Raw genomic sequence first — 22781 nt, forward strand, 5'->3', positions numbered from 1 at the left:
GTTCCCATGCTGGTAAGAGGGGCTTGTGGAAGGGACCGCGGTCGTGCGTGGTGGGCAGAGTGGTCTTCCCCGGGTGTTGACGGCAGCGGAGACGGCGGCACCTGTGGAGGCCGTCGACGTGGTCGCGGAGGACCTGCGGCGGCGTTTCGAGGCCGCGAAGGTCTCCTTCCTCATCGTGGACCTGACGGGGAAAGCGGTGGCGCGGCTGTCCACCGCACCGGCGGTCGGTGGCCGGGAGGCGGAGCGGATCCCCCTGTTCGGCAGTGTCTACGAGGAAGTGATCCGTACCCAGCGTCTGTACCAGGAGGAGAGCGGCCACGGACACCGGGTGATCATGCCGGTCACCAACCGGGGGGACGCCATCGGGCTGCTGGAACTGCTCCTGCCGGCCGACCCCGGCGACGAGGTCCTCGACGCGCTCGGGGAAGCCGCCCACCTCCTGGCCTACATCGTGATCGCCAACGGGCGCTTCACCGACCTCTACGCCTGGGGCAAGCGCTCCAGGCCCCCCACCCTGGCTGCGGAGATCCAATACCAGCTGCTGCCCCCGTCACTGTCCTGCGAGGCCGCACAGTTCACCCTGTGCGGGAACCTGGAACCCTCCGAAGACCTCAGCGGCGACACCTTCGACTACACCCTGGACCACGACACCCTCCATGTGTCGGTGACCGACCCCATGGGCCACGACATCGACGCCGCCCTGGCCGCCACCCTCCTGGTCAGCGCCCTGCGCGGCGCCCGCCGCGCGGGAGCCGGCCTGGCCGAGCAGGCCCACCAGGCCGACCAGGCGCTGATCCACCACAGCCACGGTCACGCCACCGGGCAGCTGCTGCGCATCGATCTCCACACCGGACAAGCGCAACTCGTCAACGCCGGCCACCCCTGGCCACTGCGCATGCGTGACGGAACCGCCGAGGTGATCACCTGCGAGGTGGACCACCCCTTCGGACTGTCCGAGTTCACGCCGCACTCCTACCGCGTTCAGGACCTCGATCTGCGTCCTGGTGACCGTCTGCTCATGGTCACCGACGGCATGCTGGAACGCGATGGAGAGAAGGTCGATCTGCCCGCCCTGCTCGAAGACACCCGGGACCTGCACCCGCGGGAAACCGCACTGGCCCTGACATCCGCCGTCCGCGACGCCGCCGATGGCCGGCTCGACGACGACGCCACCGCCATGTGCCTGGACTGGCACGGCCCCCAGGAGACCCAGCGGCACGTCAGCTCCGGCGCGGACACCCGGCAGGCATCGGCTGCCCGCACGAAACAGCGGCCGGGCCGGCCATAGGCTCGTGCGGCCGGTGCGGCCGGTGCAGCTCAGTGGGGCTCAGTGGGGCTCAGTGGGGCTGTCCATGCGCTGCGTGCCGATGACCGACAGCAGCCGTAGGGCCTCTTCGGAGGACGAGCCCGGGGCCGCTGTGTAGATCACGACCTGCTGGTCGCGGTCGGTGATGTCGAGGACGTCGCAGTTGACGGTGACCGGGCCGACCAGCGGGTGCTGGAAGGTCTTGCGCAGGGTGGGCTCGGCGGACACGTCGTGGGACTCCCACAGGCGGGTGAACTCTTCGCTCCCGTCGAGGAGTTCGGCCACCAGCTCGGCCACGTCCGCGTCGTCGGGGTAGCGGGCGGCTGCGGCGCGCAGCCGCTGCGTCGACCTGCGGGCGAAAGCGTCCGCGTCCGACACTCCGTACAGCCGCTGCCCATGCGTGTGGGGTCCGAGAAAGACACGGCGGACTAGGTTGCGGTCGCGCCGCGGCAGGGCGGAGAAGTCCTCCATCAGGGCCGCCGCCAGATCGTTCCAGGCGAGCACCTCGAGGGTCGCGGACGTCACGGTCGCCGCGGCCTGCGGCAGTCGGTGCAGCAGGTCGAGGATGCTCTGCCGTACCTCGTGCGAGGGCCCGGCCGACGGGAGCGGCGGGGCACCGGCGAGGTGGTGGAGATGGTCACGCTCGGCGTCGGACAGGCGCAGGGCCCGGGCCAGTCCGGCCAGCACCTCGTACGACGGGCGCGGTGCCCGTGCCTGCTCCAGCCGCGTGTAGTACTCGGTCGAGATGAACGCCAGCTGCGCCACCTCCTCGCGGCGCAGTCCCGGGGTGCGGCGGCGCGGGCCGACGGGCAGCCCGGCCTCGGCAGGAGCGATCCGCTCCCGTCGGCCGCGCAGGAAGTTCGCCAGTTCTTTCCGATCCACCCGCCCAGTGTGTACGGACGTCGGCCGGCCCAGCCAGGTACCGCTGGTGCCTGGCTGCGTTTCGCGGACGGGCGCAGGCTCGCTGCCATGGACAACACGGACAACACACCTGCGACCGCACCATCCGCCGCCCCTGCCGCCCTGGGGCTGCTGGCCGGCAAGGTCGCCTTCATCACCGGTGCCGGGCGCGGCATCGGAGCCGCCGCGGCCCGGCTCTTCGCCCGCGAGGGGGCGCGGGTGCTTCTCGCGGCCCGGACACAGGCCCAGCTGAAGGCGGCGGCCGAGGAGATCCGGACGGCGGGCGGCACCGCGGAGTACGTGGTGTGCGACCTGGCCGACGCGGGAAGCGTGCGCGCCGCCGTGGATTCCGCCGTGAACCTGTACGGCCGGCTCGACATCGCCTTCAACAACGGAGCGACGATCCAGCGGCCCGGCCCGATGGACCGGATGCCGGAGGCCGACTTCGACCGCGTCTACGACGTGAACCTCAAGGGCGTCTGGCTGGCCATGGTCGCCGAGATCGCCGCCATCCGGGCCACCGCGGGCACGGGCGCCATCGTCAACAACTCCTCCGTCGGCAGCCTGATGGGCAACCCCGAGCTGCCCGCCTACGGGGCGATGAAACGGGCGGTCAACAGCCTCACCGAGTCGGCCGCCGTCACCTACGGTCCGGAAGGCATTCGCGTCAACGCCATCGCCCCCGGCCAGACACCAACCGAGATGATCCGCACGTGGGAAGAGGGATCACCCGGTCTGCGCGAGCGCCTCACGGCGCGCACTCCGCTGCGCCGCGCGGCCGACCCGCAGGAGATCGCGCAGGCCGCCGCCTGGCTCCTCAGCGACCGCGCCTCCTACGTGACGGGCACGGTCCTACGGGTCGACGGCGGCGCGCGGGCCTGATCAGGGGACGCCGTCCTCGCGGGGAGCGCATCAGCTGCCGCACCGCATCTCCCGTTCGAGGCAGGCGCGGAAGGTGTGCGGGGGCCGGCCGGTGACGCGCTCGACGGCGTCGGTGACACGGTCCTCCGCGCCCCCGGCGATGGCACGGTCCATGCCGGCCAGCAGTGCCGCGAACTCCTCCGGGACCTCCGCCGTGAGGCGATGGCGCATCTGCTCGCCGGACAGACGCCGGTGGACCACGGACCGGCCGGTGACCTCGGTGATGATGGCGGCGATGTCGTCGTGACTGAGTGCCTCGGGTCCGGTGAGGACGAGATCGGTGTCGGGGGCCTGCTCGTCGGTCAGTGCGCGGACGGCCACGGCCGCGATGTCCTCGGCGTCGACGAAGCCGACCCGGCCGCCTTCGGTGGCGGACCGGATGACGCCGTCGTCGCGAATGCCGCGGGCGTGCGCGTGCGTGCCGGTGAAGTTCTGCATGAACCACGAGGGCCGCAGTACCGCCCACTGTTCGAACAGGTCGGGCAGGACCCGGTGCACCGTTCCCACCGCCGGGCCGCCCTCGGGGATGGCCGAGGAGCTCAGCAGCACCGCGCGGCGCACACCGGTGGTGCGGGCCCGGTGGAGGAACGGCAGCATGATCGCCGCGGGGTCGGAGTCGCCCAGGGGCGGTATGAGGTAGACCCGGTCGACTCCGTCGAGGGCGGCAGCGTGGGTGGCGGGGTCGTACCAGTCGAAGCGGACCGGCTCGGCGCCGGCAACCGGGACGGCCTGGCGGCTGGCGGCTTTGACGCGGTGGCCTGCGGTGGTCAGTTGTGCGGTGGTGCGGCTTCCGGTGGTGCCGGTGGCCCCGATGACCAAAGTGGTACCGGTGGTGGTCATCCGCGGCTCCCGGCGAAGTCGGTGCCCGGCTCGAGGAGGGCGAGGGGGTTCCAGTAGTCGCGGTAGGAGGTGATGTGCCCGTTCCGAACGGTCACGACGGCGATGTAGGTCATGTCGAAGGGGGCGTCGGTCTCCACCAGGCGGCCGACGCCGCGCATCTCGACCACGATGGTCTGCGGGTCGGTGGTCTGGTGGATCCGCAGGGCGGGGAAGTCGTGCAGATCGATGTGGTCGGGGTAGTGGCGCATGTAGTCGGCGACGGCCTCCTTGCCCTCCAGGCGCCGGGGCCGGCCCTCGGGGGCGAAGGGGAACTCCATCACGCCGTCCTCGGCCCACAGGCCGACCCAGCCGGCGATGTCCTTGTCCAGCAGCAGCCGCAGACTGTGGCGGTACAGATCCGCCGGAGACGTCAGCTCGGGCATGGGTATCCTCCCTCTCATAGAATCCGGACCTTGGGTCCGTTTCGAAGATACGGACCGGCGGTCCGCTTTCAAGATACGGACCCGCGGTCCGCTTTTCAAGTGGAGGAGCAGCATGCCCGAGCGCAAGTCCCGCAAGGACGCCGTCCGCAATCGGGAGGCCGTACTCGCGGCCGCCGACGCCCTCTTCGCCCGGTGTGAACGTCCCGAGGACGTCACCATGGCCGATGTCGCGGCAGCGGCCGGGGTGGGCAAGGGCACCCTCTTCCGGGCCTTCGGTGATCGTGCCGGGCTGCTGCGCGCGCTGTACGAGGCACGGCTCGAACCGATCCGGGAGGCCGCCGAAGCCGGGCCGCCGCCGCTGGGGCCCGGCACTCCACCGCAGCAGCGCGTGCCCGCCCTGCTCGATGCCGTCCTGTGCTTCAAACTCGACAACCGGCGCCTCGCGCTGGCCCTGGAGGACAGCGGGAGCGGCAGCCCGTACCAGGCGGAGCACTACGCGCGGTGGCACCGCCTGCTCCGATCCGCGCTGGAGGAGGTCCCCGGCCTCGCCGACAGCGACTTCACCGCTCACGCCCTGCTCGCCGCGACCCGGGCCGACCTCGTCGAGCACCTGGCGGGACAGGAGCGCGTGCCGCGGGAAACAGCGCGGGCGCAGTTGGCGACCTTCACGGCCGCAGTCCTGGCCTCCGGGCCGGCACGGGGAATGAGCGCCGAGGACTGACCGAGGACCCGTCGGACGTCGGCTGCGAGGACGAGCCTGTCCGCCCTCGACGCATGTCAGGTCTGCGGTTGTTACTCCTGGTACTGCGTGAGGTCGATGCCGTACACCGCGAGGTCGTGGCCGTGGACCGGGTCCTGTGCGGTGCCTTCCGCCTGCATGCCGAGTTTGCCGAGGACGTTCAGGGAGGCCCTGTCGCCCGTCCGGCATACGGCGACCACGCGGTCGATGCCGCGGTCCTGCAGTGCGAACTCCAGGGTGGCGTGCGCCGCTTCGGAGGCGTACCCCTGCCCCCAGAGCACCCGCCCGAGCCGCCAGCTGATCGCGACCTGGCCGGCGACCTCGGCCGGCGCGTCGGGCACGGACAGGCCGACGGCGCCCGCCAACTCACCGGAGCCCAGGAGCTCGACCGCGAACATCCCGAAACCCTCCTCGTCCCACTCCTCTTCCCACACCTCGATGTCCTCGGCGGTCTGTTCCGGAGAGCGCGGCCTGCCGTCGCCGACACTCCGCATCACCACCGGATCCGCCTGGATCTCGGACAGGGGGACGAGGTCGTCGTCGAGCCAGCGGCGCAGGAGGAGACGGGGTGTGCGGATCTCGGTCATCGTCCCATCCTGCCGATACGGCGGTGGGAGCGCGAACCGGGGAGCCGGATCGCGGCGGTTCATGCCGATGATCCTCCAAGCGCCCGCCCAAGCGGCTGAACCCGATGCACCGAGGCGTTGGCGTGCAGGGACGCGCTCCCGTTCCCGGCCCGTGCGCCCTTGGAAGTACGTCCACCCTTGTGTCGAAATGGCCAGTGCCTCGCAAGATCGCCCGAAGTCGTGGTGAAGGACGGACAGCCCATGCATGTGCAGACCGGCGTCGAGGAGCCCGGAGCGGGTCCAAGGGAACCGATCGCGGTCGTCGGAGCCGCCTGTCGGTTCCCTGGTGCCGTCCGCTCCCTCACCTCGCTGTGGCGGTTGTTGATGGCACGCCGGGAGACCGTGCGGGAGGTGCCCGCCGAGCGGTGGGAACAAGCCGAACTGGCCGGTCTTCCCGCCCAGGTCGCGGCCCGGCTGCGCTACGGCTGCTTCCTGGACGACGACGTCTACGCCTACGAGCCGGAGTTCTTCGGGATCAACGCGCAGGAGGCGCCCTGGGTGGATCCGGAGCACCGGTTGCTGTCCGAAGTGGCCTGGGAGGCCATCGAGCACGCGGGAATTCCGGCCCGGCGGCTGTCGGGTACTGCGACGGGCATGTTCTTCGGGATCTACCAGAAGGACTACATGCTGCGGGTGCAGCGGCCTCTCGAAGAGGTCAACGCCTACGCGATGTACACCGGTTTCGACAGCATCGGGCCGGGCCGGGTGGGGTTCATGCTGAATCTGAGGGGCCCTCAGGTAGTGGTGGAGAGCGCCTGCGCGTCAGGGCTCGTCGCCGTGCACTCCGCCTGCCAGAGCCTGGCGACCGGTGAGTCCGACGTCGCCCTCGCCGGGGCCGCCATGCTGACGCTGGGGCCGGAGGGCGTCATCGCCCCGGCGCTGTGGGGGGTGTTCTCCCCCACCGGTCGCTGCCACGCCTTCGACGCCGCCGCCGACGGCTACGTACGCGGGGAGGGCTGCGGGGTGGTGGTGCTCAAGCGCCTTTCGGACGCCGTACGGGACGGGGACCGGGTTCTGGCGGTGGTGCGCGGCACGGCCGTCAACCAGAACGGGCGGGGCACGCGGCTGAGCGCGCCCTCGGAGCCCGCGCAGATCGATCTGTACCGTCTGGCTCTGGAGCGCGCGGGCGTCGAGGCCGGTGACGTCGGCATGGTGGAGGCGCACGGCCCGGGCACGGCGGTGGGCGACCCCATCGAGTTCGCCGCGGTGGCCGCGGTCTACGGCAAGGGCCGCGACCGGTGCGCGCTGGGGTCGGTGAAGACGAACATCGGCCACACCGAACCGGTGTCGGGCGTGGCGGGCCTGCTGAAGGCCGTCGCGTCCCTGCGGCACGGCATGGTCCCGGCCAGCCTGCACTTCCGGGAGTGGAACCCGCAGATCGATCCCAGCGGCACCCGGCTGTTCGTGCCCACCGACACGACGGAATGGCCGGTGCGGGAGGGCACCCGGCTGGCGGCGGTGTCCTCCTTCGGGATCAGCGGCACCAATGTCCACGTCGTGCTGGAGCAGCCTCCCGCGCCCTCCCCCGCCCGGCGCGCGGCCCGTCCTGTCCCGGCAGGCGCGCCCGGCCCGGCCCGGGGCGAGGAAGTGCTGCGGGTGTTCCCGCTGTCCGCCGGCACGCCCGTGGCCCTGCGGTCCGCGGCAGGCCGTCTGGCGCAGTGGCTGGGGGGTGAGGGGTCCCGTGTCCCGCTGGGCGATGTGGCGCACACCCTGGCCGTGCGTCGCTCGCCCTCCCGGGAGCGTGCCGCCGTCGTCGCCGCCGGCCGGTCCGAACTGGTGGCACGGCTGGAGGAGCTGGCGGCCGGAACCACGCCGTCCACCGGGGTGGCGACCGGCAGGGCGGTGCCCGACGCCGGGCAGGGGGTGGTGTGGGTCTTCTCGGGGCACGGTTCGCAGTGGGCGGGCATGTGCCGGCAACTGCTGGACGGAGATCCGGAGTTCACCCGGGTCATCGACGAACTCGAACCGCTCGTGGCCGAGGAGTCCGGCTTCTCCCTGCGCCGGACCCTGTGCCGCCCCGAGGTGGTCACCGGGTTCGACCGGGTCCAGCCGGTGATCTTCGCCATCCAGTTGGGTCTGGCGGCGATGTGGCGGTCCCACGGCGTCGAACCGGCGGCCGTGATCGGCCACTCGATGGGAGAGGTCGCCGCCGCGGTGGCCGCGGGAGCGCTGAGCGTCCGGGACGGCGTACGGGTCATCTGCCGCCGGTCGCGGCTGATCCTGCGGACCGCCGGGCAGGGCCTGATGGCCTCGGTCGCCCTGGGCCGTGCCGAGGTCGAGCGGCTGCTGGCGGAACAGGACGTGCGGGGCGTGAGCGTCGCGGTCGTCGCGTCCCCGGAGAACACCGTCATCGGTGGCGACGCCGACCGCATCCGCCGCCTGGCGGAGGAGTGGGACGCGCGCGGCGTGGGCATTCGCGTCGTCGACGTGGACGTCGCCTCGCACACCGCCCACATGGACCCCATCCTGCCCGACCTCGCCGAGGCGCTCGCGGACGTCACCGGCGGGCAGCCGGCAGCGGTCTTCTACAGCACCGTCACCGACGACCCGCGCGACCATCCCGCCTTCGACGCCGCCTACTGGTCGGACAACCTGCGGCGGGTCGTGCGCTTCGCCGACGCGGTGCGGGCCGCCGCCGAGGACGGTCACCGGCTGTTCGTCGAGATCGGCCCCCACCCCGTGCTGGCCCACCCGGTGCAGGCCACGCTCACCGCGCACGGCCACACCGGCACGGCGGTCGTGCCCTCCCTGCTGCGGGACACGGACGACACGCCGGCGTTCCACACCCACGTGGCGGCGCTGCACTGCGCGGGCCACCCGCTGGACTGGGCCGACCGCTACGGCGACGGCGCCCTGGCCGACCTGCCGCCGACCACCTGGGAGCGCACGCGGTACGTCGTCGAGCCCTCCCCGCTGCGGCAGTCGGCCGGGGCCCACTCCTCCCCCGCCGCCCACCCGCTCACCGGACCGCACACCGCGGACCCCGACGGCGAGGGCCGCCACCTGTGGCAGACCCGCGTCACACCGAGGACTCTTCCCTGGCTGGACGCGCACCGCGTCAACGATGTCGCCGTGGTTCCCGGCGCCGCGCTGTGCGAGATGGCCGTGGCCGCCGCCGGCGACCTGTACGCCGCCGGGCCGGAGCGGCTGCGCCTCACCGGCATCGACCTGGAACGGCTGCTGCTGCCGGCCGACGACGGCACGCCCGTCACCGCCACCGCCGAGGCGGCCGGGCCGGACACCGCCCGCTGGCGTGTGGTCAGCACGGGCCCCGACGGTGCCTCCGTCCGGCACGCACAGGCGTGCCTGCACCTCGCGCCCGAGGACGAACCCCGTCCGCAGGGCTGCGATCCGCAGCGGCTGCCGGCCGAGTTCCCGCACGCCGTGGACGCCTCGGACGTCTACCGGCAGATGCGGGAGGAACGCGGCGTGTACCACGGCCCGCCGTTCCTCGGCCTGCAGGCCCTCCACACGGACGGGACACCGGCCGACCGCACGGGCGCCCGCCTCCTGGCACGTGTCCGGGTACCCGACGAAGGCCGCGCCGGGGCGCAGGCACTCACCTGCCATCCCGTCGTGCTGGACACCTGCCTCCAGGCCGTGGCGGCTTCCGTGCTGCGCACCGGCGCCGTGCCCGCCGGAGGCATCCTGCCCCGGCGCATCGAGGCGCTGCGGCTGTTCGGGGTGGTACCGCTCAGCGGGTACTGCCTGGTCACCCTCGGGCGGATCGACGGCGACCGGTTCACGGCGGATTTCCGGCTGTGGGCCGACGACGGGTCCGTGGTCGCGGACGCCACGGGAGTGGAGTTCCGCCACGTGCCCGCCGAGACGGCAGAGGAGCACTTCGGCCGCCGTCTGCTCCAGGCGGCCTGGGAGCCCTGCGAGCAGCCCGCGCCGCGCCCCGCGACCGGAACCTGGACGCTCCTGGTGGAACCCGGGCGGGAGTCGTTCGCGGCGGCGCTGGGCGGTGCCCTGGAGGAGCGGGGCGCGGCGGTGGACATCCGGACGCTCGCCCTGGACGGCGACACCCCGCCGGTGTTGCCGTCCGGGGCCGACGGGCAGGCACCGCAGGCGGTGGTGTATCTGCCGGCACCCGGCAGCGCATGCCCCTCCCCCGAGCTCCGGGCGCGGGAGCAGGTCGCCCGCCTGGTGGCAACGGCCCGCGCGCTGGCGGGCACCGTGGACGGCCGTACGGCGCCGCGGCTGTGGACCGTCACCGGCACCGCGCAGCGGGTCGCGCCTGAGGACCGGCCGGACCTGGGACAGGCGGGTCTGCGCGGACTCGTACGGGTCCTGAGCTACGAGCACCCCGAACTGCGGCCCGGCGTCCTGGACATCGACCCGCGGACACCGGTCGCGGACGTGGCCGCGGAGCTGCTGTCCTGCCCCGAGGAGCAGGACGAGATCGCCTACCGGCACGGCAGGCGTCACCTGGCCCGGCTGCGCAACACGCCGCTGGACGGGCGGGAGCGCCGGCGGATCACCGTCGACCGCGCCCACGACCGGGTGGCCCTGCACCTCGCACGCTCCGGCGACCTGGATTCCTTCGAGTTCGTCGCCCAGCCGCGCCGCAGGCCCGGGCCGGGCGAGGTCGAGGTGCGGGTCGACGCCACCAGCGTCAACTTCATCAACGTGCTCCAGGCCATGGGCGTCTACCAGCGCTTCAGCGCGGGCGAGGAACGCGGGGACGTCTGCGCGTTCGACGGCGCGGGCGTCGTCACCGCCGTCGGTGACGGCGTCCGGGAGGTACGGGAAGGTGACCGGGTCGCCGCGATGTTCGTGGACGAAGCCCGGTCCGCCGTCATGTCGTCGGTGGCGACCGTCCGCTCCGACTGCCTCCTGCCGGTGCCGGACGGGGTGAGCACGCGGGACGCCGCCGCCCTGCCGTGCGCCTACCTGACCGCCTGGTACGCCCTGCGGCACCTGGCCCGGCTCCGGCCGGGCGAGAAGGTGCTGATCCACTCGGCGAGCGGAGGCACCGGTCTGGCCGCCCTGAACCTCGCGCGGGCCTGCGGCGCGGAGGTGCTGGCCACCGCGGGCAGCGAGGCCAAGCGGGCGTACCTGCGCGGCCTGGGCGTCGCGCACGTCATGGACTCCCGCACCCTGGACTTCGCCGACCGGGTGCGCGAGCTCACCGGGGGACACGGCGTCGACGTCGTACTCAACTCCCTCACCGGACCGGCGCAGTCGGCGAGTCTCGACCTGCTGGCACACCGGGGCCGCTTCCTCGAACTCGGCAAGCGGGACATCTACGCCAACACCCGTCTCGGGCTGCTGCCCTTCCGCCGCAACGTCACCTTCGCCGGCGTCGACGTGCTGATGATGATGCGGCAGGACCCGGAGCTGCTCGCCGAGGGCTATCGCGAGCTGGCCGGCATGCTCGCGGACGGCACCCTGCCCCTGCTGCCCGTCACCGAACACCCCGTCGCCGAGGCGTCGTCGGCCTTCCACACGATGGCCTCCGCCAGGCACACCGGCAAACTCGTCCTCACCTGGCCCAGCAAGGGCATCGACATCCTGCCGGTACGCCCCGAGGACGTCCCCGTCGTCCGGCCCGACGCGAGCTATCTGGTCACGGGCGGGCTCGGCGGACTGGGGCTCCTGGTCGCCCGGTGGCTGGCCGAACGAGGCGCCGCGGCCGTCGTGCTCACCTCCCGCAGCGCTCCCGGCGAGCCCACCCGTGCCGCCCTCGACGCCCTCACCGCCGACTTCGGCACCCGTGTCGAGGTCGTGTGCGGGGACCTCGCCGAACCGGGCGTCGCCGACTCCCTCGTACGGGCCGCCGCGGACACCGGTCACGCACTGCGCGGCGTCGTCCATGCGGCGGCCGTCGTCGAGGACGCCACCATCGCCCATCTCTCCCCCGCCCTCCTGGAGAAGGTCTGGCGTCCCAAGGCGACCGCAGCGTGGCTGCTGCACCACGCCACTGCGGGCCAGGAGCTGGACTGGTGGGTGAGCTTCTCCTCCGCCGCGTCCCTGCTGGGCAACCCGGGGCAGGGCGCCTACGCCGCCGCCAACGCCTGGCTGGACGAGTTCGCCTCCTGGCGCCGGGCCCGGGGCCTGCCGGCCACGTGCGTCAACTGGGGGCCATGGGCGGAGGTCGGCCGCGGCGCCGGGATGGCGGAACGCGGATACGCCATGATCGCGCCCGCGGAGGGCATCGCCGCCCTGGAGCGCCTCCTCTCCCACGACCGCGACCGCACCGCCTACACGCCCCTCGACCTGGCGCACTGGCTGGAGTCCTACCCCGACACCGCCCGCACCGCCTTCTTCGCCGAACTGGCGGCCCCCGCAGCGGGTGCGGACTCCGCCGGCAACGGCAGCGCCCTGCTGGAATCCCTGCGCGGGACGGACTGCCCCGAACAGCGTCAGCGGATCCTTCAACCCCAGGTCGTCGACCACATCGCCGCGGTACTGCGGCTGGGCACCGACCGGTTCGACGCCGACACGTCCCTGGTCACGCTCGGCCTGGACTCCCTCATGGCCATCGCCCTGCGCAACCGTCTGCAACGCGAACTGGCCCTGGACATCCCCACCACGGTGATGTGGACCCACCCGACGGCCGCCGCGCTGACCCGCTACCTTCTCGCCCGCCTCGACCCCGAACAGGGGCAGCGTGCGGAGGCGCGTCCCGAGACGGGACCGTCCGCCGCCTCACCGGCCGTCCCCAGCTGACGCCCCCCTCCCCGCCCGCTCCGCCCGACCGCTAGGTGACCTTCGTATGTCTCCTCCTTCCACCCCCTCCCGCACGTCCGGCACCTGGGACGTGATCGTCGTGGGCGCCGGACCGGCCGGCGCCACCGCCGCCCGCGTCGCCGCCGAGAAGGGCTGTGCGACGCTGCTGCTGGAGCGCGCCGCCATCCCCCGCTACAAGACCTGCGGCGGCGGCCTCATCGGAGCGTCCCTCGCCGCCCTGCCCGCCGGTCTGCCGGTGAAGGTGTACGACACCGCCCGGGAGTTCACCTTCTCCCTCAACGGCCGCAGAGAACGCACGCTCGTCTCCGGTTCCCCGACCATCGCCATGGTCTACCGCAGCGAACTCGACGCGGCGCTGACCGAGGTCGCCGCGGCGGCGGGGGCGGAGGTCCGGGACAGCACGGCGCTGGCCTCCCTGGAGCAGCAGGGCGGCATCGTCACGGTGAGGACCAACCGCGGTGACACCCTTCGCGCCCGGGCCGTCGTCGGCGCCGACGGGAGCGCGAGCAGAGTCGCCCGGTACGTCGGGGTGCGGTGCGCACAGGTCGACCTCGCGCTGGAGGCCGAAGTGCCGGTCGGCGAACGGACGGCCGAGCGGTGGCGCGGCCGTGTGCTGATGGAGTGGGGACCGTTGCCGGGTTCCTTCGGCTGGGTCTTCCCCAAGGGGGACGTCTGCACCGCCGGAGTGGTGGCCGCCCGTGGCAACCCTGCTGCCCTCCGTGCCTACAAGGAGGACTTCCTCACCCGCCACGGACTTCTCGGGCCGCGGCCCCTCCACGACACCGGCCACCTGACCCGGTGCCGCCGCTCCGACTCCCCCCTGGCCCGCGGCCGCGTGCTCGTCGCCGGTGACGCCGCCGCTCTCGTCGACCACTGGTCCCGGGAAGGCATCTCCTACGCACTGTGCTCAGGAGACCTGGCGGGGCATGCCGCCACCCGTCTGGTCGCGTCCGCCGACGACGCGGAGGCCGGCACCGTCGCCGACCGCTACGGGCGGGAGGTCGATGACGTCCTCGGCACCGAGATGCGGGCCAGCGGCATGCTGATGAACCTCTTCGCCCGCAGCCCCGGCCTCGTCCACACCGCCCTGACCCGCCTGCCTCCGGCCTGGCGCCGTCTCGACGCCTACATCACCGGCCGCACCACCGTCGCGGGCATCATGACCACGCCCCTGGCGCGCGGCGCCACTGCCCTGGCCGTCCGGCTTCCCCGCCAGGGCCGCGAGCACGCCCGCCTGTGAACCGCTCCGCCGCTGTCACGCCTCACAGGTCGGCGGCGTCCACCACGTCGCCCAGGTCGACGAACTTGAAGCCGGTCGCGGTACGCGTGCCGCCCTCGCCGTCGGGGACGTCGGGGGTCTCGTGGCCGTCCTGGACGACCAGCAGGCCGTTCGGGTAGCGGCTGCCGAGCGGGGCGTTCAGGACGGCGGCGCCGTCGCACTCCTGCGCCCCGTCGAGGGTCGCCGAGGCCGCTCCGACGCGGAAGCCGCCTTCGTACTCGTTGTCCTCGCTCACCTCGCGGTCGTACAGGGCGAAGGTGTCGTCGCCCTGGCTGGAGGCGAACAGGTAGCCGTCGCCGTCGGACTCCTGCAGCAGGGTCAGGCCCTCGACATCGGCGGACAGCCGGTCACCGCCGTAGCCGGGGTCGGTGCCCGCCGCGCACTCCTCGGTCTCCTCGTCGTAGACGCCGGGCACGCCGTACTCACGGACCTTGTCCACCAGGACCGGCTTGCCGGTGAGGTCGGCGCGGATCCGCCAGATACCGATGTCCTCCTGGCCGGCGTAGAGCGTGCCGGTGGCGGGGTCCACCACCATGCCCTCGACCTGCGGGAGCTCGCCGGGCTCCCCGCAGGGTGACCAGGTCGTGCCGTTCGGGAGGCGGAAGGACGCGGGCAGGTCGAGCGTGCGGACCTGCTGGTAGGTGACGGTCCCGCTCGCGGTCGGCTTCAGCTCGAGCAGCGCGAGGCGGGTCCGCTCCCGCCGGCTGACCAGGGCGTAGGAGCGTCCGGTGGACTTGTCCTGCCAGGTGGCGAGGCCGTAGGCGGTGCGCTGGTCGTTGATCTCGGCCTGGTCGGTGGAGAAGACCGGGGCGGTCGCCGGGTCGGTGATGTCGGTCAGCGGGCCGCCGGGCTTCGACGGGTCGATGCGGTAGATCCGCAGCCGGTCGTTTCCGCGGTCGCTGACCACGGCGACGTCGGCCCGGCCGGTGGAGGTGCGCAGACCCGTGACGAGGTCGACGTTGTTGTACCGGCCCGGGGCGTCGTCCTCGGCGGGTGGACGGGGCGCGGGCAGCGACTGCACCAGGCGCGCGCCCAGGTCGTACACCCGCAGGCCGCCTTCCTTGGCGGTGGCGATGACGAGGCTGCGGTCGGGGTCGGCCGCGTTGCGCCAGATCGCCGGGTCGTCCGCGTCGGAGTTGCCGCCCGCCTCGTCGTCGTAGAGGGCGGGGGTCTCGCCGGCGGGGGTGATCGTCGGCAGTGCCTCGTCGTCGGCCCCGGCCGGGGCAGGGGTCAGGAGGGCGAGCACGACGGTGCCCAGGACGAGGGCGGCGGTTCTGCGGTGCGTTCTCACAACCACTTCCTTGGTCGATGTCGAGGACATGCCGATCGTGCGGGGAGAACTTTGCGCGCAGGAGACTGTGATCTGTACAGGTGCTCACAGGAAAGGCGATTGCCCGCCAACTGCCGTTCAGCTCACGCCGTACCCTGACGCCATGCGCATGCGCCCCACTCTGAGCTGGACGCCCACCGAGGACCTGCCGCCGGGCACCACGGATCCTGAGCCGGTCGCGGATGCGCTGAGCACCGGCGGTGTGCTGGTGCTCAGCGGCGCGGGCATCTCCACGGAGTCGGGCATTCCCGACTACCGGGGCGAGGGCGGGAGCCTCAGCAGGCACACGCCGATGACCTACCAGGACTTCACCGGCAGTGCCCGGGCCCGGCGCCGGTACTGGGCGCGCAGTCATCTCGGCTGGCGCACCTTCGGCCGCGCCCGCCCCAACGCCGGGCACCGGGCCGTGGCCGCTTTCGGGCGGCACGGCCTGCTCTCGGGGGTCATCACGCAGAACGTCGACGGACTGCACCAGGCCGCGGGCAGCGAGGACGTGGTGGAACTCCACGGAAGCCTGGCCCGGGTCGTCTGCCTCGCCTGTGGCGCCTTCAGCCCGCGCCGCGAACTCGCCGAGCGGCTGGAGGAGGCCAATCCGGGCTTCGCGCCCGTGGCCGCCGGAATCAACCCGGACGGTGACGCCGACCTCACCGACGCGCAGGTCACGGACTTCCGCGTGGTGCCCTGCGCGAGCTGCGGCGGCATCCTCAAACCGGACGTGGTGTTCTTCGGCGAGAACGTTCCGCCCCGACGCGTCGAGCACTGCCGCGAACTGGTCCGTGAGTCCGCCTCGCTGCTGGTCCTCGGCTCCTCGCTGACGGTGATGTCCGGGCTCCGCTTCGTCCGCCAGGCGGCTCAGGACGGGAAGCCGGTGCTGATCGTCAACCGGGAGCCGACCAGGGGCGACCGGCACGCCTTCACCCGGGTCTCGCTCCCGCTGGGAGCAGCGCTGACCACCGTGGCGGAGCGGCTGGGCATCACCGTCGGCTCACAGGCGGCCGTGCAAGGGTGACAGCGGCCGTCTGATCCCGCCCCGCGAAGCGCATGGCGACGAACGCCCCGAGGTACAGGGCGGCGACGACCAGGAGCAGGGCCTGATAGCCCGTCACCAGGGCGAGGTACTCGATCGCGCCCCCGGTCATCGCGCCGAGCAGGTTCGCGCCGAACGCGGAGGTCGGGTCCGGGGAGAGGGCGAGGCGGTCCGAGAAGATGAGGTTGGCGCAGAAGATCGGGGTGAAGGCCAGGGCGATGGCGGCGGCGAGCCGGGCGGCGAAGGGCAGGGACAGCACCGCGTCCACGGGCACGAGCCAGACCACCGCGAGGGAGCCGAAGAGCAGCAGTTGCAGCAGCAGTTGGTTGACCTTCCGCAGCCTGCGCCGGACCTCCACCGCCGCGAGGACGGCGACCAGGACGCCGAAGAAGACGAGGGCGTTGACCAGCCAGGTCGTGCCGAAGTAGAGGGCGAAGCCGATCACGTTCTTCGTTTCGAGCAGCAGGAAGGCCGCGCCGAGCAGGAACATGTCGGTGTAGCGGAGCGTGCTGCGGATGCGGACCCCGGTCAGGCGCACCGACAGGAGCGTCACCAGCAGGATCGCGCCCAACGCTCCCAGGTAGAGCGTGGGGATGCTCCGGTGCAGCAGGTACGGGAAGGGGTGGTCGTCGCTCGCGGCCGCCGGGACCGCGCCGCTGGGCTGCCAGGTCTTCGCGCAGGACTGGTCGGCGGGTGTCATCCCGGCCACCAGCACGGCGGCATTCCTCTTGAACGTCGTCATGCAGGGGGCGTGACCGTAGACGTCGTCGAGGCTCCCCGCGAAGCGGTCGACCAGCCAGCTCTCGCGGTAGTAGTTGTACATGGCGAACGCGCCGTCCGGCGCCAGGTGATCGCGTGCGGCCTCGAAGGCCTGCCGGGTGAACAGGTAGCTCTCCAGGCGCAGGTTGCTGGCACCGGCGACCAGCGTGAGCGAGTCGGGCAGGGCCAGGACGATCAAGTCGTACTTCGTCTTCGTCCGCTCCAGGAAGGCGCGCCCGTCGTCGATGTGCACGTGCACCCTCGGGTCGTCGTAGGGCCTCGCGGGGTGCAGGTCCGAGCCGATCTCCTGGAGCCGGGGATCGATCTCGACCGCGTCCACGTGCTGGGCTCCGTGCGCGAGTGCGACCGCGACGTCGTTGCCGTTTCCGGCGCCGATGATCAGCACGCGCTTGTGCGGGTTGCGGGGAGTCTGGTCGTACGCCTGACGGTAGGGCGAGTCCTTCCGCATCAGCACCTCCAGCGGGGCGGTGCTCTGGTGGGGGACGCCGTTGGCGGAGATGTACCAGGTCCGGGTGGTGGTCGGCGAGGGTTCGAGTTCGATCTTGTAATAGGGCGACCAGGAGATGCCGCTCGTCGTCGTCTCCAGGAACAGGGCGGCGACCATCGCCGTGAGGGGAATGCCGTACAGCAGGGTGTTGCGCCGCCCTCCGAGGACCAGCAGGGCCGCGGCGGCGAGGACGCCCCACACGAGCGACGGAGCGCGCAGCCAGGACAGCACGGCGAAGGACAGGGAGCCGGTGATGCTGCCGAGCAGGTCGTAACGGTAGGCGTCGAGGGAGGGAAGCAGGCGGAAGAGATCCGCCGTGATCTTTCCGATGCCCGCCATGATCACCGCGGTCAGCAGGAAGATGACCGGCAGCGTCACCCACTCGGGAAGGCCGGTGGTCTTCACGGCGGTGAAGTAGAGGACCTCGCTGCTGCTCTGGCGCACCTGCACCGGGTATTCGCGCACCAGGATGACCAGCAGCGCGAGGGGGACGGGTGTCCAGCGCTTCAGCCACTGTCCGCGCTCGGCGGGGATCAGGAAGCCGACGCCGATGCCGAGGAACGATCCCAGCAGGATGAAGTTCGAGAAGTAGCTCAGGTGGACGACGTTGGCGCCCGCCCATCTGATCAGCGCCAGCTCGACGAAGAGCATGGTGGTGCTGGCGAGGACTAGCCTCCAGCGCACCGATCGCACTGTTTGCCCTGACTCGGTCCGCTTCATGGTCATTTACGGTGCCATCCCTCGTGCGGTGAGTCGAGGTGCCGTGCCGGGCCGCCCCGTGTCACTCCGCGCGCGCCCACCGGGCCCGCGAGCAGGGCGACGGTCGCGGAGAACAGCCACGGCAGCCGTTGCGCCACGGGCACCAGCGCCGCGCGCAGCGGGGGCTTCCGCGTGGCGCCGAGGAGTGCGTGCGTCAGCCAGCGGTAGCGCCGGGTGAGCCGCCGCCACTCCCGCTCGTAGGCCGCCGGGTCACCGCTGATGATGGCCCGCACCGCGGCGGGGGCCTGCGCGAGGGCCAGCGCGATGCCCTCGCCGGTGAGCGCGTCGACGTACCCGGCGGCGTCGCCCACGAGGAGTACCCGGCCGGCGGTGCGCGCGCTCGCGACCTGGCGGAGCGGGCCCGCTCCCCGTACCGGTCCGGCGAGGGCGGCCCCGGCCAGCCGCTCCCGCAACTCGGGAAAGCCGGCGAGGTGTTCGTCGAACGGCCGGCGGACGGTGGTGAGCACCGCGACGCCCACGAGGTCGTCGGCCACGGGGGTCACGTAGGCCTCCGCTTCGCGGGCCCAGTGCACCTCGACGTGGTCGCTCCAGGGGGCGAGCGCGTAGTGGCGCCGCAGCCCGTGCCGCGGAGGGGAGCGGCGCGGCCGGTTCAGCCCGAGGGCGCGGCGGATCGGCGAGTGCAGGCCGTCGGCGGCTACGAGGTGGCCGGCGCGGATGCCGTCGACGATCACCCCGTCCTGGTCCTGCTCGACGTGGCGCGCGGTGCGCTGGTCGACGCGTACGCCCGCTGCCAGCACCGCCTCGCGCAGCAGCGCGTGCAGCGTCGTACGACGTACTCCGCGGCCCGTGCCCGCTCCGAAGTCGGCGTCGACGCGGCGGGGTCCGGCGACGTAGCGGATGCCTCGCAGGTCGTGCCCCGGCGGGTGCACGCCCAGCACGCTCAACGCGGCGACGGCTCCCGGCATCAGACCCTCGCCGCACGCCTTGTCGACGATGCCGGCTCGTTGCTCCCAGACGGTGACGTCGAGCCCCGCGCGGGCCGCGTGCAGGGCCGTGGCCAGGCCCGCGGGTCCCCCGCCGACGACGAGCAGATCCATGCGCGCCTCCTCAGGCAAGCCGTGTCAGGGCGGCGTCCTCGGCGCGGACGCGGGTGGCGAGCAGGAGCCCGTTGAGGGCGGTGAAGACGACCGCCGTGATCCAGGCCGAGTGCACGAGGGGAAGCGCGAGCCCCTCGACGGCGACGGCGACGTAGTTCGGGTGCGGGATCCAGCGGTAGGGCCCGCCGGTCACCCGCGCGGCACCGGGTACGACGATCACCCGGGTGTTCCACTGCCTGCCCAGCGTGGCGATGCACCACCAGCGCAGCCCCTGCGCGAGCGCGACGAGGGCGAGCATCGACCAGGCCAGGACCGGTACGACGTCCGGCCGGCGCAGCCACACCTCCACGAGCGCGCCGACGAGCAGGCCGGTGTGCAGCACGACCATGAACGGGTAGTGCCCCCGCCCGGACTCCACGCCGCCCCGCGCGAGGCTCCAGGCGGCGTTGCGGCGGGAGACGGCCAGCTCGGCGACCCGCTCCAGGCCGACGGCCAGCACCAGGACGGTGAACCAGGCCTCGCTGCTCACTGCCCACCACCCGGGGCGCGCAGGAGGACGAGTTCGGAACAGAAACCCGGGCCCATGGCGAGCATGAGGCCGTGGGAGCCGGGCGGTGGCGGTCGGTCGGCGAGCGTGTCCGCGAGGACGTGCAGCACCGAGGCGGAGGACAGATTGCCGATCCGGCGCAGCGAGTCCCAGGTCACGCCCAGCGCGTCCCGCTCGACGCCGAGGGCGTCCTGCAACGCCTCGAGGACCTTGGGGCCGCCGGGGTGCGCGACGTACCAGTCGACGTCGCGGCCGGTCAGCCCGTGGTCGGCGAGGAAGCCGCGGACGTCGTCGCCGACGTACCGGCGGACCAGGTCGGGGACCGCGGAGTCGAGGACGACTCTGAACCCGCCGGAGCCGACGTCCCAGCCCATCATGCGTTCCGAGTCGGGGTAGAGGCGGCTGCGCGAGGCGAGTACTTCGGGAGCGGCGGGGTCGTCGTTCCGCGCGAGAGGGTGCTCGCGGCCGACGGCGACCACGGCGGCGGCGCCGTCCCCGAACAGGCCGCTCGCAACGGCGTTGGCGACCGAGGTGTCGTCGCGCTGGAGCGTGAGCGAGCACAACTCGACCGACATCAGCACCGCGACGGCGTCGGGTCGCCCGCGCAGCAGGTCGTTCAGACGGGCGATGCCGGCCGCGCCGGCGACGCAGCCGAGGCCGACGAGGGGCAGGCGCACCACGTCGGGGCGCAGTCCGATCTCCGCCGCGACGCGGGCCTCCAGGGAGGGCACGGCGAGGCCGGTCACCGTGCAGGAGACGATGTAGTCGACGTCGGCCGGTGTGAGGCCGACGCTCTTGAGCGCGTCGACGACCGCCCGGCCGCCGAGTTCGACGCCGGCCCGGATGAAGACGTCGTTCGACTGGCCGAAGTCCTCGATCCGGCCGTACTCCTCCAGCGGCAGCACGGTGTGCCGGGTCTCGACGCACACGTTGCGGTGGAGCCGCTCGACGACGCCGCGATCGATCGTCTGCCCGGCCAGGGTGGTGGTGAAGGACTCGGTGATCTTCTCCTGCCGGTGGCAGTGCTCGGGCAGGGTGCCGCGGACGCTGAGGACGCGCATGGTCATGCTGGCTCCTGGGACGGGACGGTGGGGCGCGACGAGCACCCGGCCGGGGCCGAGCGCGAGTTCGACCGTGACGGTGAGCGTGGGGGCTGGGGCGGTACTGCCGGGGTGGTCGTGGCGCGGGGCGGGCCGGTGCCGGCCGGAGCGGTGTCTGCCGGTGCCATCAGGCGACCGTCAGCAGCACGACGTCGAGCAGGGCGATGGTCACCGCGGCCCGGAAGGGGGTCCGCCCGCGGCCGAACCAGGTGAGCCCCGCGAGGACGGTGACCAGTGCCAGGGCCGTCCACGCCCACGCCGGAGGGGATCCGGCGGGACCGGTCACGGCGAGCACCGAGGCGGCGGTGAGCAGCGCGGCGGCCAGGGCGCGCGAGGGGCGTTCGCCGATCCGGTGCGGCAGGCCGCGGACCCCGGTCGCCTCGTCGTCGGCCAGGTCGGGCAGCACGTTGAGCAGGTGCGCGCCGACACCGAGCGCGGCGCCGGCGGCGGTCATCCACCAGGGCGCCCAGTGAGGGGGCGAGTCGGCGAGGGTCACGACCGAGGGCAGCATCCCGAAGCCGCAGGTGTACGGCACCCATGACCAGAAGGTCGCCTTGAGGCCGAGGTTGTAGGCGTGGCCCGCGCCGGTGGCCAGGACGGCGTTGACCAGTGCGCTGCGCCAGCCGACGAGCGCGGACAGCACGAGGGAGGCGACAGCGGCCACGACGAGGGCGCGTACCACCCAGCCTACGGGGAGGGAACCGACGGCCAGCGGCTTGTCGGTGCGGCCCACGGCGCGATCGCGCGACAGGTCGAGCAGGTCGTTGCCCCAGCCGATCGTGAGCTGGCCGGTGAACACCGCCGCGGTGACGGCGGCGGCGTCCATCGGGCGCAGGCCGCCGCGGAGCGCCAGCAGGCCCGTGCCGGCGGTGACGGCCAGAGCGGGCCCGCCGTGGGCGGCGGCGAGCAGGGCGAGCGCGCGCGGCGGTCCGGGGCGGGCGGGAGCCGTGCCGGCGGTCACGGGCATCGCCCCGCCGTGCCCTGCGCCCGGCAGATCGCATCACCGGGGGCACGGGCCACCGTGCCCAGGCGCGGCACGGTGCCCTCGCCGCACCCCTCCGCTCTGTTTCCGGTCGCCCGGGACCACGGCCCGCCGTCACCGGTGATCACGTTGCGCATGCAGCATCGCTCCCACGTTGCCCGCCCGCTCACACGGGGTGGTCCGGCATCCGGTGGAACGGGCATGACCGGGAAGCGGAGCCGGTGCGGCTCCCGAGACGGCCGGCTATCGGTGGCCTGCGGCCTCGATGTCGGCGAGCTGGGCGGCGAGGATCTCCTCGAACGCGGCGCGGCGGTCCGCACCGAGGGGGCGGACGTCGCGGGCGAAGTGGGCCAGGGCGGGGAAGCGTTCGGGGTCGGCGCCGAGCACCGCGACGCGGAACAGCTCCATGCCCTGTTCGTGCTCCTCGGGGGTGATGGTGCTGACCCCAGCCTCGGAGGCGATCAAGGCGGCGATGAGGACCGCGAGCCGGTGGTAGCGCGCGGGGATCTCGTCGTCGGGCAGGCCGGACGCGCGCAGGGCCTGCAGCGCCTCTTCCATGACCAGCCGGGAACCGGCGCCGCTCGACGCGTAGCGTCCCCAGACCGCGGCGAGCTGCGGCTGCCGGCCGAAGGCCTCCCTCACGCGCAGGGCCAGGGCGGTGATGCGCTGCTGCCAGTCGCCCTCGGGGCGGTAGCCGTCCATGGCGGCCATCAGGATCCGGTCGGCGACCGCGCGCAGCAGTTCGGTCTTGCTGCGGAAGTGCCGGTAGAGGCTGGAGGAGTCGGTCCCGAGCGCCGCGGCGAGCTTGCGCACGCTGAACGACTCGGCGTCGCTCGTCCGCAGCAGCTCCGCCGCCGCGTCCAGGATCTCCTCGGTCGACCAGCGCCTTCGGCCCGCCATCTCACCCTCTTTCGTCGAGATTCAGCCTAACTCATGCACTCACCGTTGCACGCACCGCGTGCATAATGAGTGCATGAGCCTG

General features: G+C 73.0%; 17 protein-coding genes. 6 read left to right on the forward strand and 11 right to left on the reverse strand.

The window, feature by feature from the left end; translation table 11 throughout:
• Nucleotides 1-103 precede the first annotated feature (103 nt).
• Complete coding sequence (locus ACZ3I3_RS21785) at nucleotides 104-1288, forward strand: PP2C family protein-serine/threonine phosphatase (protein WP_467367667.1); 1185 nt, start codon at nucleotides 104-106, stop codon at nucleotides 1286-1288.
• A gap of 39 nt (nucleotides 1289-1327) precedes the next feature.
• Here the strand turns inward: ACZ3I3_RS21785 and ACZ3I3_RS21790 are convergent, their stop codons facing one another.
• Nucleotides 1328-2188 (reverse strand): helix-turn-helix transcriptional regulator, encoded by an 861-nt coding sequence (locus ACZ3I3_RS21790; RefSeq protein WP_467367426.1) that lies wholly within the window; start codon nucleotides 2186-2188, stop codon nucleotides 1328-1330.
• Nucleotides 2189-2275: 87 nt separating this feature from the next.
• On the opposite strand from ACZ3I3_RS21790, the gene ACZ3I3_RS21795 reads away from it, so the two are divergent.
• Nucleotides 2276-3088, forward strand: coding sequence for an SDR family NAD(P)-dependent oxidoreductase (locus tag ACZ3I3_RS21795; protein WP_467367428.1), 813 nt, complete (start codon nucleotides 2276-2278; stop codon nucleotides 3086-3088).
• A gap of 30 nt (nucleotides 3089-3118) precedes the next feature.
• Here the strand turns inward: ACZ3I3_RS21795 and ACZ3I3_RS21800 are convergent, their stop codons facing one another.
• Nucleotides 3119-3967 (reverse strand): NmrA family NAD(P)-binding protein, encoded by an 849-nt coding sequence (locus tag ACZ3I3_RS21800; RefSeq protein WP_467367430.1) that lies wholly within the window; start codon nucleotides 3965-3967, stop codon nucleotides 3119-3121.
• Nucleotides 3964-4389 (reverse strand): nuclear transport factor 2 family protein, encoded by a 426-nt coding sequence (locus tag ACZ3I3_RS21805; protein WP_467367432.1) that lies wholly within the window; start codon nucleotides 4387-4389, stop codon nucleotides 3964-3966. The genes ACZ3I3_RS21800 and ACZ3I3_RS21805 overlap by 4 nt, the downstream gene beginning before the upstream one ends.
• Nucleotides 4390-4501: 112 nt before the next feature.
• Here ACZ3I3_RS21805 and ACZ3I3_RS21810 point away from each other — a divergent pair, with 112 nt between their 5' ends.
• Nucleotides 4502-5110, forward strand: a complete 609-nt coding sequence (locus tag ACZ3I3_RS21810) for a TetR/AcrR family transcriptional regulator (RefSeq protein ID WP_467367434.1) — start codon at nucleotides 4502-4504, stop codon at nucleotides 5108-5110.
• A gap of 71 nt (nucleotides 5111-5181) precedes the next feature.
• Here ACZ3I3_RS21810 and ACZ3I3_RS21815 read toward each other — a convergent pair whose 3' ends face one another.
• Nucleotides 5182-5715, reverse strand: coding sequence for a GNAT family N-acetyltransferase (locus ACZ3I3_RS21815; RefSeq protein ID WP_467367436.1), 534 nt, complete (start codon nucleotides 5713-5715; stop codon nucleotides 5182-5184).
• Nucleotides 5716-5955: 240 nt separating this feature from the next.
• Between ACZ3I3_RS21815 and ACZ3I3_RS21820 the strand changes: the two genes are divergently transcribed.
• Nucleotides 5956-12429, forward strand: coding sequence for an SDR family NAD(P)-dependent oxidoreductase (locus tag ACZ3I3_RS21820; protein ID WP_467367438.1), 6474 nt, complete (start codon nucleotides 5956-5958; stop codon nucleotides 12427-12429).
• Between the two features lie 46 nt (nucleotides 12430-12475).
• Nucleotides 12476-13690, forward strand: a complete 1215-nt coding sequence (locus ACZ3I3_RS21825) for a geranylgeranyl reductase family protein (RefSeq protein WP_467367440.1) — start codon at nucleotides 12476-12478, stop codon at nucleotides 13688-13690.
• A 22-nt stretch (nucleotides 13691-13712) separates the two neighbouring features.
• On the opposite strand, the gene ACZ3I3_RS21830 is transcribed toward ACZ3I3_RS21825, so the two are convergent.
• Nucleotides 13713-15020: a phytase gene (locus tag ACZ3I3_RS21830; RefSeq protein ID WP_467367442.1), complete on the reverse strand. Its 1308-nt coding sequence runs from the start codon at nucleotides 15018-15020 to the stop codon at nucleotides 13713-13715.
• A 142-nt stretch (nucleotides 15021-15162) separates the two neighbouring features.
• On the opposite strand from ACZ3I3_RS21830, the gene ACZ3I3_RS21835 reads away from it, so the two are divergent.
• Entirely contained in the window at nucleotides 15163-16068 is a 906-nt protein-coding gene (locus ACZ3I3_RS21835) for an NAD-dependent protein deacetylase (protein WP_467367444.1), read from the forward strand.
• Here the strand turns inward: ACZ3I3_RS21835 and ACZ3I3_RS21840 are convergent.
• From ACZ3I3_RS21840 to ACZ3I3_RS21865, 6 genes are all read right to left on the reverse strand, one after another.
• Nucleotides 16034-18037 carry a spermine/spermidine synthase domain-containing protein gene (locus tag ACZ3I3_RS21840; protein ID WP_467367446.1) on the reverse strand — a complete coding sequence of 668 codons (2004 nt, stop codon included), beginning with the start codon at nucleotides 18035-18037 and terminating at the stop codon, nucleotides 16034-16036. The two genes, ACZ3I3_RS21835 and ACZ3I3_RS21840, sit on opposite strands and share 35 nt — an antisense overlap.
• 38 nt (nucleotides 18038-18075) lie before the next feature.
• The gene (locus tag ACZ3I3_RS21845) at nucleotides 18076-19170 is read right to left on the reverse strand and encodes an NAD(P)/FAD-dependent oxidoreductase (protein ID WP_467367448.1); all 1095 of its coding nucleotides are present in this window, start codon (nucleotides 19168-19170) and stop codon (nucleotides 18076-18078) included.
• Nucleotides 19171-19180: 10 nt separating this feature from the next.
• On the reverse strand, nucleotides 19181-19699 hold the full coding sequence (locus ACZ3I3_RS21850; RefSeq protein WP_467367450.1) for an isoprenylcysteine carboxyl methyltransferase family protein: 519 nt from the start codon (nucleotides 19697-19699) through the stop codon (nucleotides 19181-19183).
• On the reverse strand, nucleotides 19696-20784 hold the full coding sequence (locus ACZ3I3_RS21855) for a type III polyketide synthase (RefSeq protein WP_467367452.1): 1089 nt from the start codon (nucleotides 20782-20784) through the stop codon (nucleotides 19696-19698). Before ACZ3I3_RS21855 ends, ACZ3I3_RS21850 begins: the two co-directional genes overlap by 4 nt.
• Before the next feature lie 160 nt (nucleotides 20785-20944).
• Nucleotides 20945-21784, reverse strand: coding sequence for a UbiA family prenyltransferase (locus tag ACZ3I3_RS21860; protein WP_467367454.1), 840 nt, complete (start codon nucleotides 21782-21784; stop codon nucleotides 20945-20947).
• A 258-nt stretch (nucleotides 21785-22042) separates the two neighbouring features.
• Nucleotides 22043-22699 carry a TetR/AcrR family transcriptional regulator gene (locus ACZ3I3_RS21865; RefSeq protein ID WP_467367456.1) on the reverse strand — a complete coding sequence of 219 codons (657 nt, stop codon included), beginning with the start codon at nucleotides 22697-22699 and terminating at the stop codon, nucleotides 22043-22045.
• Nucleotides 22700-22781 lie beyond the last annotated feature (82 nt).

The sequence above is a fragment of the Streptomyces sp. NPDC016851 genome, assembly GCF_055562795.1.